Consider the following 13113-nt stretch of genomic DNA (forward strand, 5'->3'; position numbering starts at 1 on the left):
CTCCTTGACTCCCAAGAAACGTTGAATTTTGTTGCGCTAACCGCCGCTTCAATTGAATAAAGATTTATCTACGTGGTCGCACAATACTGCGAACGAATCACATGGCAAATGATAGCAATCGGGATTGGCTGACACCTACTCGCCGTCGCCTCCTCGCCGGACTCGGCGGAGGCACGGCGATGTCGCTGGCTGGCTGTACGTCCGGCGGTGACTCCCAGGACACGACCGACGGCGCAGCGACGGACACGACCGACAGCGCGGCGACCGAATCCGGCGGGGCCCAGGACGACACGGAGTCCGGCGACGGCGGGGGCGGCGGCGACCCCACCACCGTCAGCATCGGCATCACCAACGGCGGGTGGGACCTGATTCCCGGCCGCGACACGGACTTCGACTCGAACAAGGTGTACACCCTCATCTACGACAACGTCGTCAACCTCGACTCCGACGGCGAGGTCGTCCCGGACCTCGCGACCGACTGGACCCGCGAGTCCGACACCCAGTTCGTCTTCGACCTCGAGGAGGGCGTCACGTTCCACAACGGCGAGGAGTTCACCGCCGAGGACGTGAAGTACACCTACGACTGGTTCTTCGAGTACGAGAACCCGCGACAGAACTACATCGAGGCCGTCGAGGACGTGGTCGTCGAGGACGACTACACCGTCCGCTTCGACCTCTCGGAGCCGTACGCGCCGTTCCTCAACAAGGTCCACGCGGTCATGTGGCCCCTCTCGAAGACCGCTATCGAGGAGTACGGCGACGACTACAACCAGAACCCGGTCGGGACCGGGCCGTTCGAGCTGACCTCGTGGGACTCGGGCAACATGGCGGTGCTCGAGAGCTACGACGACTACTGGAAGGACGACCAGCCCAACATCGACCGCATCGAGTTCCGCATCCTGCCCGAGGACTCCTCGAAGGTGGCCCAGCTCGAATCGGGCTCCATCGACCTCCTCGACCGGATGCCCCCGCAGTTCACCGACCGCGTCGAGAACTCGGGCAACGCGAGCGTCATCACGACCGGCGGGGTCAGTTCGGGCCGCATCGACTTCAACACCGACGTCGAGCCGCTCGGCGACCGGAACGTGCGGCGCGCCATCGCGTGGGCGCTCGACAAGGAACAGATTACCCAGACCGTCCTGCAGGGGTACGGCAACCCCGCCAAGTCCATCCTGCCCGACTCGTTCCCCTCGTACAACGACTCCATCTCGGACTTCAACCATCCGAACGGGGACGCCGAGCAGGCCCAGTCGTTGCTCGACGAGGCGGGCTACGACGACATCTCGCTCGAGATCAAGACGTCCACGAGCTCCCGCCACGAGCGCACGGCCACGCTGGTCCAGAACATGCTCGGACAGATCGGCATCGACGTGTCCATCCAGACGCTCGCGGGTGACACGTTCTTCTCGCAGGAGCTCGATGGCAACTACGAGATCGCGGTCTCGAACTGGACGTGGTTCGGCGACCCCGACACGCTGCTGTACCTCTACCACACGGACGGACAGAACGTCTGGAACATCAACAACGAGGACCTCGACGAGCTCCTCGAGGAACAGCGCCGGCTCGTCGACCCCGAGGAGCGCCAGTCGGTCATCGACGAGATTCAGAAAATCGTCTACGAGGAGGCGTACTCGGTGTACACTTACTACCCCCAGCGCATCCAGGGCATCTCGAACCGCATCGAGGGCTTCGAACAGTACGCCAACGGGTCGTTCCGGTCGCTCGACGGCGCGTCGCTCAACTGAACGCACTGGTCGAACTGCCCTGTTTTCTTTTCGCTTCGGTCGACGGCGTTGGCGCGCACACTGTCTCGTCTCTCGTTTCAACTGATACTCAATTCGCGCTCGCTTTTCGAACGATGTTCGAGTCAGCGTGCGCTGGCTTCGTTTTCCACGGTCGGCGCGCGCTGGCGCGACGTCGTGTCGCGCCAACGCGTGCGAGGTCTGCGCAAGCGAAGCGCGCGCAGGCTCGGCAGATGCGGTTTGTCTGCCGGCGGACTGAAAGGGCGAGGCGGGCTCCGGGAACCCCGACGACGTAAGCACCGCAGGAGCGAAGCGACGAGGAGCGCAGCGAGTCGCGGGACCGGAGCCCGCCGAGGGCTTTCGGGGACGTGGTTGCAGTGTGTCACTCTCCGACGCAAGGAGTCGATAGGCCGAACTGCGTTTCGGACCAAAGGAGTCGCACCGGGAAGCTAGCTATCGCTTGAGCCTAGGGGACACCGCCACCGCACCGCAACCGCAAGCCTCGCGCCTCCCCAGCCTCGGGGCGCACGAGCGCACCCCCCTCGCACGAATTGGCGCGAGATGAACTCGCGCCAGCGCGCGCCGAGTCGGAGGGACGGACCAGCGTACGGGTAGAGAAAATGGCTACTCGGTCTCCGAAAATCGAACCCCGACGACCTACAGTCTGACGACCTACGACCCGGCCCCAGTCAGACCGAATCCCCGCCGTCGGCCCGCGCGGCGTCGTCGGCGTCCGGTTCCGGCGGGTCCGGGTCGGCGGTCGCGTCCGCGCCGTCGCCCCGAACCGCGTCGTGGTGGAGCAGACACGCCACCTCGCCGTCGTCGCTCGCGACGAGTTCGGGGTCCATGCGCTCGCACTCGGGCATCGCCTCGGGACACCGGGTCACGAAGTTACACCCCTCGGGCGGTCGCTTCGGGTCGGGCATCTCCCCGTCGAGGACGATGCGGTCGGCGTCGACCTCCGGGTCGGGGTTCGGGACCGCGCTCAACAGCGCCTCCGTGTAGGGGTGGCGGGGCGCGTCGAACAGTCGCCGGGTCGCGCCGACCTCCACGATGCGGCCCAGGTACATCACGGCGACCCGGTCGGAGATGTGGCGGATGACCGAGAGGTCGTGGCTGATGAACACCAGCGAGAGCCCGCGCTCGCGCTTGATGTCCTCCAGCAGGTCGAGCAGTTGGCCCTGCACGCTCACGTCGAGCGCGCTGGTCGGCTCGTCGGCGACGATGACGTCCGGGTCGACCGCGAGCGCGCGGGCGACGCCGACCCGCTGTTTCTGCCCGCCCGAGAGCTGGTGGGGGTAATCGTGTCTCGTCTCCGGGTCGAGTCCCACCTCGGTCAGCAACTGGGCGATGCGGTCGTCGACGTCGGCGTCCTCGTCGTGTTTCTCGACGGCGAACCGGAGTATCCGCCCGACGGTCTGGCGCGGGTTGAGCGACGAGTTCGGGTCCTGGAACACGAACTGGATGCGGCCCCGCAGCTCCGACTCGGGCACCTCGGTCAGCGGCCGCCCGTCGAAGCGAATCTCGCCGTCGGTCCGGTCGGTGAGTTCGAGCAGGAGCCGCCCGAGCGTGGTCTTCCCGGAGCCGGACTCGCCGACCAGCCCGAGCGTCTCGCCCTCCGCCAGCGTGAGGTCGACGCCGTCGACGGCCTTGACCGGCGGGTCGCCGCCCGGCAGGAGGCGGTCGAGCAGCGAGTCGGCCGAGCTGAACTCCTTGCGGACGTTCTCGCCCTCCACGATGGTCGCGCCCGCGTCCGCGCGGGTCGACTCGTGTCGCTCGGCCTCCGGAATCGGGTCCATCGGGCCGATGTGGTCGGTCCGGACGCAGGCGACCTCGCGGCCCTCGGCCGCGTCGAGCGGCGGGTCCGCTACCCGGCAGTCGTCCGTGCTGTGGGGACACCGGGGCGCGAAGTTGCAGCCGGTCGGCCGCTCGCCGGGCCCGGGGACGTTGCCCGCCAGCAGTTCGGGCTCGACGTCGTCGATGCGCGGGGTCGACCGGAGCAGTCCGGCGGTGTACGGGTGGCGGGGCGCGACGAACACCTCCGAGACGGGCCCCTGCTCGACCACGCGCCCGGCGTACATCACGGCGACCCGGTCGCAGGTCTCGGCCACCACGCCGAGGTCGTGGGTGATCTGTATCAGGCTCATCTCGCGCTCGCTCACGAGGTCCTCGAGCAGGTCGAGAATCTGGGCCTCGATGGTGACGTCGAGCGCGGTCGTGGGCTCGTCGGCGACGAGCACGTCCGGGTCACAGGAGATGGCGATGGCGATGAGCACGCGCTGGCGCTGGCCGCCCGACAGCTGGTGGGGGTAGGTGTCGACGACCGACTCGGGGTCGGGGATGCGGACCCGGTCGAGCAGCCTGATGGCCTCCTCGCGCGCCTCCGCCTTCGTCACGTCGCGGTGTTCGAGTATCGTCTCGGTTATCTGGGTCCCCACGGTCAGCACCGGCGTCAGCGACGACATGGGGTCCTGGAATATCATCGCTATCTCCGAGCCCCGCACGCTCGCGAGTTCGGACTCGGACATCGCGGTGAGTTCGCGCCCCTCGAGGTCGACCGACCCGTTCGCGACCCGGCCGTTCTCGTCGAGCAGCCCCATGATGGAGCGGGCGGTGACGCTCTTGCCCGAGCCCGACTCGCCGACGATGCCCAGCGTCTCGCCGGGGTCGAGGTCGAACGTCACGTCCTCGATGGCGGTGATGCTCCCGTGCGGGGTGGCGAACTCCGTCGTCAGCTCGTCGACCGAGAGTAGTGGTCCGTTCACGTCAGAACCTCCGTTCCGCGTTCTCGCGCGGGTCGAGTGCGTCCCGCAGTCCGTCGCCGATGAGGTTGAACCCCAGCACCGTCACGAAGATGGCCGCGCCCGGGAAGAAGGAAATCCACGGGGCCGACGTGAGGTAGCCGCTGCCGTCCGAGACCATCTGGCCCCACGTCGGGGTCGGCGGCTGGACGCCCAGGCCGAGGAACGACAGCGACGCCTCGGCGATGATGGCGAACGCCATCAGCAGCGACGCCTGCACCAGCAGCGGCGAGATGCAGTTGGGGAGCACCTCCCGGAACACGACGTGGGGCGTCGAGTAGCCAAGCGCCTTGGCGGCGTCGACGTACTCCTCGCTGGAGACGCTGAGCGCGGTACTCCGTGCGATGCGGGCGAACTGGGGAACGTACACGACGCCGAGCGCGATGACGACGTTCGTGAGGCTGAACCCCAGCGCCGCGACCAGCCCGATGGCGAGGACCAGCGCGGGGAATCCAAGCAGCACGTCCACGACGCGCATCACGACCGTCTCGACGTAGCCGCCGGCGTAGCCCGCCACGACGCCCAGCGGCGAGCCCAGCGCCGCCGCGACCAGGACCGCGGTGAGCGCGACCTGGATTGAGACCTTCGCGCCGTAGAGCGTGCGGGCGAGGACGTCCCGCCCGAGCGTGTCCGTGCCGAACGGGTGTGCGAGGCTCGGTCCCTGCAGCGGCATGAACTGGGGCTCGAAGGGGCTGTAGTACACGGAGCTGATGATCGCGTTGCCGAGGAACGCGTCGTCGACGTACGCCGCGATGCCGACGACCGTGACGATGGCGACGACGACCAGCCCCGCGACCGCGAGGCCGTGCGCCCGGAACCCGCGCCACGTCCGCCGGAACCCCGTCGGTTGGGAGGACGATTCGCCGCTCATGACGCGCTCACCCTGGGGTCGAGGTACGAGTATGTGAGGTCGACGGCGAGGTTGACGAGGACGAACAGGGTGGCGACCACCAGCACCGTCCCCTGGACGGTCGGGTAGTCCTGCTGTCGGACCCCCGACCAGATGAGTCGACCCATCCCCGGCCACGCGAACACCTGCTCGACCACGACCGTAGCCGAGAGCAGGTAGCCGAACTGGAGTCCGGCGACCGTGATGACCGGGAGCAACGCCTGCTTGAGCGCGTGCCGGACGAGTATCTTCCGGCCGGTGAGTCCCTTCGACTTGGCCATCTTGACGTACTCCTGATTGAGGTTGTCCAGCATCGACGACCGGGTCTGTCTGGCCAGCAGCGCGGCGTACGCGGTCCCCACGGTCACCGCCGGGAGGGCGACGTGTCTGAGCGCGCCCCCGGGGTCGTCGAGCGGGGAGACGTAGTTCCCGGGCGGGAGGACGTTGTAGGTTCGCGCGAACACCAGGATGAGTATCAGCCCGAGCCAGAAGTTCGGGATCGAGATGCCGGTCAGCGCGCCGACCGTGACGCCGTGGTCGCTGGCCGACCCCTTCCGGATGGCGCTGACGATGCCCGCCGGGATCGCGATGAGGGTCGCGACGACCATCGAGGCCACCGCGAGGAACAGCGTCGCGGGGAGCCGACTCGCGATGAGCGCGGCGACCGAGCGGTCGCGGGTCAGCGACTGACCCATGTCGCCCTGCAGGACCCCGCCGATCCAGTTGACGTACTGGACGTACAGCGGGTCGTTCAGCCCGTGGACCTCGCGGAGCTGTTCGACGTTCTGGTCGGTCGCGTCGATTCCGAGCATGTTCACGATGGGGTCGCCCGGGGCCGAGTGGATGATGATGAACACGACGACCGAGACGCCGAACAGGACGGGGACGGCCTGGAGCAGTCGGATGGCGATGTATCTGTATCTCATTTATGTCAGTTCGTTCTAGCTACCGTTCGCGCTCGGACTCGACCACCGGCTCCGGTCGTTCCGTCTCCGGAGGTGGCGAGTTCGACCGCCGCGGATGCCCGGGGTCCGGGCGCTGTCGTTTCCGTCCTCGTTTCGTCGGGGAGAGTCCCGTACCGCCTTCATGTGTGTCACATGCTCGCAGGCCTGTATAAATCTTCGGAGTCGATTGTTCACGGGATATCGAATTATGTTGGATGATGTCCCCGGAATCGGAATTGCCATCTAATTATATACGATATTCACAGCCAGGATACAAACATTAATCATCTGATTGGCGCTGCCGGCCGCCACCTCTAGGTGACCGGCCGCTGCCGCGACGACCGCGTGGGCGGCCAACGGAGCCGCCGGGGCCGAGGCAGGGTCGGGAACCGGGAGGGGACGAGCGGCCGCGCCCTGCGTGCGTCCGGCGACGCCGTCGGGACGACCCTCGACTACGACTCGCGGTCTGGCCAGCGCTCGATGTACACCGTCTCGTCGGTGTAGAAGTGAATCATGTCCTCGCCCTGCGCGTGGAGGTCGCCGAAGAAGGAGTCCTTCCGGCCGCCGAAGTGGAAGAACGCCATCGGCGCGGCCGTGCCGGCGTTCACGCCGAGGTTGCCGACGTCGGCCTCGTGGCGGACTCGCTTGGCGTCGGCCCCGCGCCCGGTGAACAGGCTCGCGGCGTTGCCGAAGTCGCTCCGGTTCAGCACGTCGATGGCCTCGTCGAGGTCCCCGACCCGCACGAGTCCCAGCACGGGGCCGAAGATTTCCTCGCGTGCGATGGTCATCTCGGGGTCGACGTCGCCGAACACGGTCGGGCCGAGGAAGTTACCGTCCTCGTAGCCCTCGACCGCGACGTCGCGGCCGTCCAGCAGCAGTTCGGCCCCTTCCTCGACGCCGGACGCTATCATGTCCCGGACCCGCTGCTCGTGGTCGGGCGTGATGAGCGCGCCGATGTCGGTCCCGTCGTCGAGGCCGTTCCCGACGGTCTGGGCCGCCGAGACCTCGACCACGCGGTCGACGAACTCCTCGTACACGTCGTCTTCGACCACCGCGACGTCGTTGGCCAGACACCGCTCGCCGCCGCAGGCGAACGCCGAGCCGACCGTCTTCTCGGCCGCGAAGTCGAGGTTCGCGGTCTCGGTGACGATGACGTGGTTCTTCGCGCCGCCCTGGGCCTGGGCTCGCTTGCCGTTCGCGGCGGCGCGCTCGTACACCTGCCGTGCGACGGGCGTGCTGCCGACGAACGACGCGCCCTCGATTCCCTCGTGGTCGAGCAGCGCGTTCACGGTGTCGACGCCGCCGTGGACGAGCTGGACGACGCCGTCGGGGAAGCCGGCCTCGTCGACGAGTTCGAACATGCGCTCGGCCACGACCGGGTCCTGCTCGCTGGGTTTGAGGACGAACGCGTTGCCCGTCGCGACCGCGTACGGCAGGAACCACAGCGGAATCATGCCGGGGAAGTTGAACGGGGTGATGGCGGTGAACACGCCCAGCGGCTTCCGGACCGCCGTCTCGTCGATGCCGGGCGCGGCGTTTGGCAGGTGGCCGGCCTGCATCATCGACGGGATGCCACACGCCACCTCGACGTTCTCGATGCCGCGCCGGAGTTCGCCCTTCGCTTCGGCGAACGTCTTGCCGTGTTCCCTGACGAGGACCTCGGCCAGTTCGTCCTGATGGGCTTCGAGCAACTGCTTGAGTTCGAACAGCGGCTGGATTCGCTCCTCGACCGGCGTCGACTGCCACGTCTCGAACGCGGCCTGCCCGGCCCGCACGGCCTCGTCGACCTCGTCGTCGCTGCTGAAGCCGACGCGCGCGAGCGTCTCTCCGGTCGCCGGGTCCACGACGTCCTGTCCGTCCTCGCCGTCCGGAACTCGCCAGTCGCCGTCGACGTAGTTCCGGACGTCGTCCCACGGGGGCGTAGTGTCTACAGTCATTCGACGTTCCGAAGTCCCGCTCTTCGACAATAAGTTTTCCTCACGCTCTCCAACGAGCAATCGATTCGTAGACACAGAATACCGATAGCTCGACAAATAAGAGAACATTGTCCGAGTTATCCCGGCCTAGTGCAAAGATTAATCAATACCAGGCCAGTAGTTGACACACATCGATGTCACGACAAGAGGACGCGGCCGCCGACCGCAACGAGGTCGAAGCCACCGACAAGGAGTACGTCTTCGGAACGTGGGCCTACCAGAGCGAGGTCGACCCCACGCAGGTAGAGCGCGCCGACGGCGTCCGGTTCACCACGGCCGACGGCGAGGAGTACCTCGACCTCTCGGGTCAGCTCATGTGTTCGAATCTGGGTCACTCCGCCGACGCGGTCGCCGACGCCATGGCCGAGCAGGCCCGCGAGGCCGCCTACGTCGCGCCGAACTACACGACCGACGCGCGGGCGCGCCTCGGCGAACTGCTCGCGGAGGTCACGCCGGGCGACCTCTCGAAGACGTTCTTCTCGACCAGCGGCACCGAGGCCGTCGAGGCCGCCATCAAGATCGCGCGGTTCTACACCGGCAAGCAGAAGATACTCTCGCGCTACCGGTCGTACCACGGGGCGACCGCCGGCTCCATCAGCGTCACGGGCGACCCGCGCCGGCTGGCGGCCGAACCGGGCGTCCCCGGAGCCATCAAGGCCCCCGACCCGTACGCCTACGGCTCGACGCTCGACCCGATGGAGAGCCTCGACTACATCGACGAGATGCTGATGCTCGAAGGCGACACGGTCGCGGCCGTCCTCGTCGAACCCATCGTGGGCTCGAACGGGATTCTGGTGCCGCCCGAGGAGTACCTCCCCCGACTCAAGGAGATCGCCCACGACCACGGCGCGTTGCTTATCTGCGACGAGGTCATGGCCGGCTTCGGCCGGACCGGCGAGTGGTTCGGCTCGGACGTGTTCGGCGTCACGCCCGACATCATGACGATGGCCAAGGGGCTGACCGGCGCGTACGCGCCCCTCGGCGCGACCGTCGTCACGCCCGAAATCGCCGACCACTTCGAGGACGAGATGCTGTGTCACGGTCACACCTACGCGGGCCACCCGGTCGCCTGCGCGGCCGGCGTCGCGGCCATCGAGACCTACCGCGAGCAGAACCTGATAGAACGGGCCAGCGAGACCGGCGAGTATCTCGGCCAGCGCCTCGAGGACCTCGCGGACGCCCACCCGAGCGTGGGCGACACGCGGGGCGTCGGGCTGTTCCGCGGGGTCGAACTCACCAAGCGCGAGGGCGAGCGCGAACCCTTCGGCCACCGCTCGGACAAGGTCTCGAAGGGCACCACGGTCGTCGACGAGGTCGCGGCCCGCGCGGCCGATGAGGGCGTCTACGTCGCCAACATGATAAACACGCTCATCGTCGCGCCGCCGCTGACCATCACCGAGGAGGAGGTCGACGAGGCGGTCGCCGCGCTCGACGCCGCGCTCGACGTCTCGGACGCCGCGATGGACGACTGAACGCGACTACTATCGTCCGACCGATTCCCGGCCGCCCGCCTCGTCGACCCGGTCGGCGACCAGCGCCGCCTGGTCGAGCACCGCCCGTCGTCGGTCCGCGCTATTCGAGTCGAGTCGGTCCGCGCCAGCCGGGTCGGACCGAGACCGACTCGGCGCGAGCGAATCGAACAGAAATCAAAAATACGCCGCCAGTGAGTAGAATGTTCGACCTCGTTCACTCTGTCCAGTATCTTTTTTAGTTTCTCCGAAGACGTGTGTAGCATGGAGGACTCCGACGAGGCGGTGGCGGACCTCGACGACGTCGACCTCAAGCTGCTCGAACACATCGAGGCGGACTTCGACGTCAACCTCGAAGAGCTGTCCGAGCGGCTCGGCTTCTCGAAGTCGGCCATCCACTACCGGCTCAACAAGCTCCGCGAGAAGGACGTCATCGACGGCGTGTCGGCCGACCTCGACCCGCTGGCGTTCGGGCTGAACATGATGATGCTCTCGGAGGTGTCGGTCACCCACGACACGGGCTACGCCGACGAGATCGGCTCGGAGCTCACCGACATCGACGGCGTCCAGCAGGTGTACTACACCATGGGCGACGTCGACTTCGTCGTGGTCGCGCGGGTTCAGGACCGCGACCAGATGAACCGGCTCATCGACGAGATGGTCGCGATCGAGGGCGTCAACGAGACCTCCTCGCGGTTCGTGATGAAGGAACTCAAGACCGAGCGCAAGACGCTCGGCAACATGTCCGAGGAGATGCGCGAGGCCATCGTGGACTTCGAGGGATAGGCCGGTCGGGCTCGATTGCCGCGGTCCGGACCAACGCTCAAACCGCTCCGGCCCGTATCCGCCATCGACCGAATGACTCACGAACTCGAACTCCCGAACGGCGAGGTCGTCACCCCCGAGGACGTGTTCTGCTACGAGAACTACCCGTATCGGGTCCGGTTCCCGGACGACGAGGCGTCCGAGTCGGCCGACGGGCCGACCGGCGCGGACGCCGACTACGCGTTCGCGCTCTCGCCGCTCTACTGGGGCGGCGGCGAGATGGACGTCCCGTTCCGCGACCGCGAGGCGCTGGCCGACCAGTGGGGCCCCGAGTCGCGGGGGACGCTCGCGCCCGAGGAGTGGGCGGCGTGGCTCCGGGAGGCCCGCCACGACGACCGGTTCGGCGACGACGAACTCGACGCGCTCGCCCGCCAGCTCCCGACGCCCGGCGGCGACGGGCCCGTCGCGCGGCTCCGCCGCGCGCTCGGCTTTTAGGCGTCGAGCAGCCGGCTGGTCCGCTCGGCCACCGCCGACCGGAACGCGGCCGGGTCGACCGTCCGGTCGCCGCCGAACAGCCGAGCGTGTTCCTCGCGGGCGAGCCGCTCGACGATGCGGTCGGTCACGGTGTCGACCGCGACGCGGCGCTGCTCGTCCTCCAGTTCGGCGACGACGGCCTCGACGCGCTGGCGGGTGACGTACTCCTCGGCCAGTTCCCCGGGCGTCGCGTCGACCGGGACCGACGCGTCCGCGTCGCGGACCTCGGGGCGGAGCAGCGTCGCGCGGTCGCCGGTCTTGTTCCGGAGGACGACGCCCGCCGCCGGGCCGTCGTCCCACGCCGACGCCGGCACGTCGTACGACTCGGGGTCGAAGTCGACCGCCCGGACCTCCTTCTGGACGGTGTTCACCGGTTCGAGTCCGAGTCGGTCGTACGCCTGCTCGACCGCGTCGGGCGGCAGGAACCGCCCCTCGTCGTCGTTCCAGACCTCGACCCCCAGAACGGAGGGCAGTCGGTCCCAGTCGTAGTCGACGGCGCGGCGGTGGGTCGCCACGCCGACGAACACGACCGATTCCACGTCGTCGACCGCCTCCCGGAGGGCGGCCCGGTCGACGCGCTCGCGGACGTGCCGGACCGCGTGGCGGTACGAGACGGGGACCTCGCCCGGCTCGAACACTCGACTCCGGTCGCCGAACTCGAACGCCCCGGAGTCGCGCAGCCGAAATCGGAGGGTCGCGCCGTCGACGTGCTCTTGAATCCAGAGGTGGCCCGACTCGAACAGCTCCGGGGCGTCCTCGACCGGCGGAATCGGCGGGAACTGCTTCATCGCCGTGGGCTACTCGCGGGCGGCAGGTAAGGGTTCGGCACGCCGTCGGCCGACGCTTGCGAAGCCAGTGGCGGAACCTCGGACGCCCTCGGCGCGCTCGCCCTTTCGACCTGCCGTCGGGTCGCCCGCGACGACCCTCGCCTCGCAGTCGCGCGGTGAGACGCCGAGGGCGGCGGTTGGTCCCTCGAGCGCACTGGCTGTCGGTCGTGGATATCTGAACGCGACCGCGTTCCTCGGCAGTAGCTTTACCTGCCGTCGATACCTATCACGACGCATGAACGTCCTCGTCGCGGGCGGAACCGGATTCATCGGCACGCGCTTCGTACGCGAACTCCACGACGGCGGCCACGACGTGACCGTCCTCGCGCGTCGCCCGGACGACGCCGACGTCCCGGAGGGCGTCGAGCGCGTCCGGGGCGACGTGACGGCGTACGACTCCATCGAGGGCGCACTCGCCGGACAGGACGTGGTGGTCAACCTCGTGTCGCTCTCGCCGCTGTTCAAACCCACGGGCGGGACGTCCCACACCGAGGTCCACCTCGGCGGGACCCGGAACCTCGTGGACGCCGCCGAGGCCCACGACGTGCGGAAGATGGTCCAGATGAGCGCGCTCGGCGCGGACGCGACCGGACCGACAGAGTACCTCCGGGCGAAGGGACAGGCCGAACAGGTGGTCGCCGACGCCGACCTCGCCCACACTATCTTCCGTCCCTCGGTCGTGTTCGGCGACGGCGGGGAGTTCGTCCCGTTCACGAAACTGCTCACGACGCCGTACGTCACGGCCCTGCCGGGCGGCGGGCGCACGCGGTTCCAGCCCATCTGGGTCGAGGACCTGACGCCGATGCTCGCGGCGTGCGTCGAGGCGGAACACGACGGCGAGGGCTACGACGTCGGCGGCCCGGAGGTGCTGACGCTCGCGGACGTGGCCCGACTGGCCTACCGCGCGGAGGGGCGGTCCGTGAAGGTCGTCCCGGTGCCGATGGCGCTGGCCCGCGTCGGACTGACGGTCGCGGACCCGCTCCCGTTCGTTCCCTTCGGGAGCGATCAGTACCGGTCGCTCCGGGTCGACAACACCGTCGCGGACAACCGCGTCGACGCGTTCGGCGTCGCCGAGTCCGACCTGACGACGCTCGGGGAGTATCTCGGCGTCTCGGGCTCGGGCGGGACGCCCGACCCGTCCACGGGCAAGACGGGCGTCTGACGCG

The 13113-nt window shown here is 68.2% G+C and carries 10 protein-coding genes; 5 read left to right on the forward strand and 5 right to left on the reverse strand.

Features of this window, described 5'->3' with window-relative positions:
• Window positions 1-179: 179 nt before the first annotated feature.
• Window positions 180-1745, forward strand: a complete 1566-nt coding sequence (locus EPL03_RS01575) for an ABC transporter substrate-binding protein (protein ID WP_168216160.1) — start codon at window positions 180-182, stop codon at window positions 1743-1745.
• Window positions 1746-2431: 686 nt separating this feature from the next.
• On the opposite strand, the gene EPL03_RS01580 is transcribed toward EPL03_RS01575, so the two are convergent.
• The 4 genes from EPL03_RS01580 to EPL03_RS01595 form a co-directional block, all read right to left on the reverse strand.
• On the reverse strand, window positions 2432-4507 hold the full coding sequence (locus EPL03_RS01580) for a dipeptide ABC transporter ATP-binding protein (RefSeq protein ID WP_135827586.1): 2076 nt from the start codon (window positions 4505-4507) through the stop codon (window positions 2432-2434).
• 1 nt (window position 4508) lies between these two features.
• Window positions 4509-5414: an ABC transporter permease gene (locus tag EPL03_RS01585; RefSeq protein ID WP_135827587.1), complete on the reverse strand. Its 906-nt coding sequence runs from the start codon at window positions 5412-5414 to the stop codon at window positions 4509-4511.
• On the reverse strand, window positions 5411-6358 hold the full coding sequence (locus tag EPL03_RS01590) for an ABC transporter permease (RefSeq protein ID WP_135827588.1): 948 nt from the start codon (window positions 6356-6358) through the stop codon (window positions 5411-5413). The genes EPL03_RS01585 and EPL03_RS01590 overlap by 4 nt, the downstream gene beginning before the upstream one ends.
• A 470-nt stretch (window positions 6359-6828) precedes the next feature.
• Complete coding sequence (locus EPL03_RS01595) at window positions 6829-8313, reverse strand: CoA-acylating methylmalonate-semialdehyde dehydrogenase (RefSeq protein WP_135827589.1); 1485 nt, start codon at window positions 8311-8313, stop codon at window positions 6829-6831.
• A 173-nt stretch (window positions 8314-8486) separates the two neighbouring features.
• On the opposite strand from EPL03_RS01595, the gene EPL03_RS01600 reads away from it, so the two are divergent.
• The 3 genes from EPL03_RS01600 to EPL03_RS01610 all read left to right on the forward strand — a co-directional run bounded on the left by EPL03_RS01600 (window position 8487) and on the right by EPL03_RS01610 (window position 11081).
• The gene (locus tag EPL03_RS01600) at window positions 8487-9824 is read left to right on the forward strand and encodes an aminotransferase family protein (RefSeq protein WP_135827590.1); all 1338 of its coding nucleotides are present in this window, start codon (window positions 8487-8489) and stop codon (window positions 9822-9824) included.
• Window positions 9825-10085: 261 nt separating this feature from the next.
• Window positions 10086-10607, forward strand: a complete 522-nt coding sequence (locus tag EPL03_RS01605) for an Lrp/AsnC family transcriptional regulator (protein WP_135827591.1) — start codon at window positions 10086-10088, stop codon at window positions 10605-10607.
• 72 nt (window positions 10608-10679) lie between these two features.
• Window positions 10680-11081, forward strand: a complete 402-nt coding sequence (locus tag EPL03_RS01610) for a hypothetical protein (protein WP_135827592.1) — start codon at window positions 10680-10682, stop codon at window positions 11079-11081.
• On the opposite strand, the gene EPL03_RS01615 is transcribed toward EPL03_RS01610, so the two are convergent.
• Complete coding sequence (locus EPL03_RS01615; protein WP_135827593.1) at window positions 11078-11908, reverse strand: RNA ligase family protein; 831 nt, start codon at window positions 11906-11908, stop codon at window positions 11078-11080. The two genes, EPL03_RS01610 and EPL03_RS01615, sit on opposite strands and share 4 nt — an antisense overlap.
• 274 nt (window positions 11909-12182) lie before the next feature.
• On the opposite strand from EPL03_RS01615, the gene EPL03_RS01620 reads away from it, so the two are divergent.
• The gene (locus EPL03_RS01620) at window positions 12183-13109 is read left to right on the forward strand and encodes a complex I NDUFA9 subunit family protein (protein WP_135827594.1); all 927 of its coding nucleotides are present in this window, start codon (window positions 12183-12185) and stop codon (window positions 13107-13109) included.
• The last annotated feature ends 4 nt before the right edge of the window (window positions 13110-13113 follow it).

Source organism: Halorussus halobius (genome assembly GCF_004765805.1).
In the GTDB taxonomy this organism is placed as follows: domain Archaea; phylum Halobacteriota; class Halobacteria; order Halobacteriales; family Haladaptataceae; genus Halorussus; species Halorussus halobius.

Excerpts from the sequence above, each read along its gene's own strand:
- EPL03_RS01615 (WP_135827593.1), bottom strand. The coding sequence starts at position 11,908 with ATGAAGCAGTTCCCGCCGATTCCGCCGGTCGAGGACGCCCCGGAGCTG.
- EPL03_RS01595 (WP_135827589.1), bottom strand. The coding sequence starts at position 8,313 with ATGACTGTAGACACTACGCCCCCGTGGGACGACGTCCGGAACTACGTC.
- EPL03_RS01600 (WP_135827590.1), top strand. The coding sequence starts at position 8,487 with ATGTCACGACAAGAGGACGCGGCCGCCGACCGCAACGAGGTCGAAGCC.
- EPL03_RS01585 (WP_135827587.1), bottom strand. The coding sequence starts at position 5,414 with ATGAGCGGCGAATCGTCCTCCCAACCGACGGGGTTCCGGCGGACGTGG.
- EPL03_RS01590 (WP_135827588.1), bottom strand. The coding sequence starts at position 6,358 with ATGAGATACAGATACATCGCCATCCGACTGCTCCAGGCCGTCCCCGTC.
- EPL03_RS01575 (WP_168216160.1), top strand. The coding sequence starts at position 180 with ATGTCGCTGGCTGGCTGTACGTCCGGCGGTGACTCCCAGGACACGACC.
- EPL03_RS01620 (WP_135827594.1), top strand. The coding sequence starts at position 12,183 with ATGAACGTCCTCGTCGCGGGCGGAACCGGATTCATCGGCACGCGCTTC.
- EPL03_RS01605 (WP_135827591.1), top strand. The coding sequence starts at position 10,086 with ATGGAGGACTCCGACGAGGCGGTGGCGGACCTCGACGACGTCGACCTC.
- EPL03_RS01610 (WP_135827592.1), top strand. The coding sequence starts at position 10,680 with ATGACTCACGAACTCGAACTCCCGAACGGCGAGGTCGTCACCCCCGAG.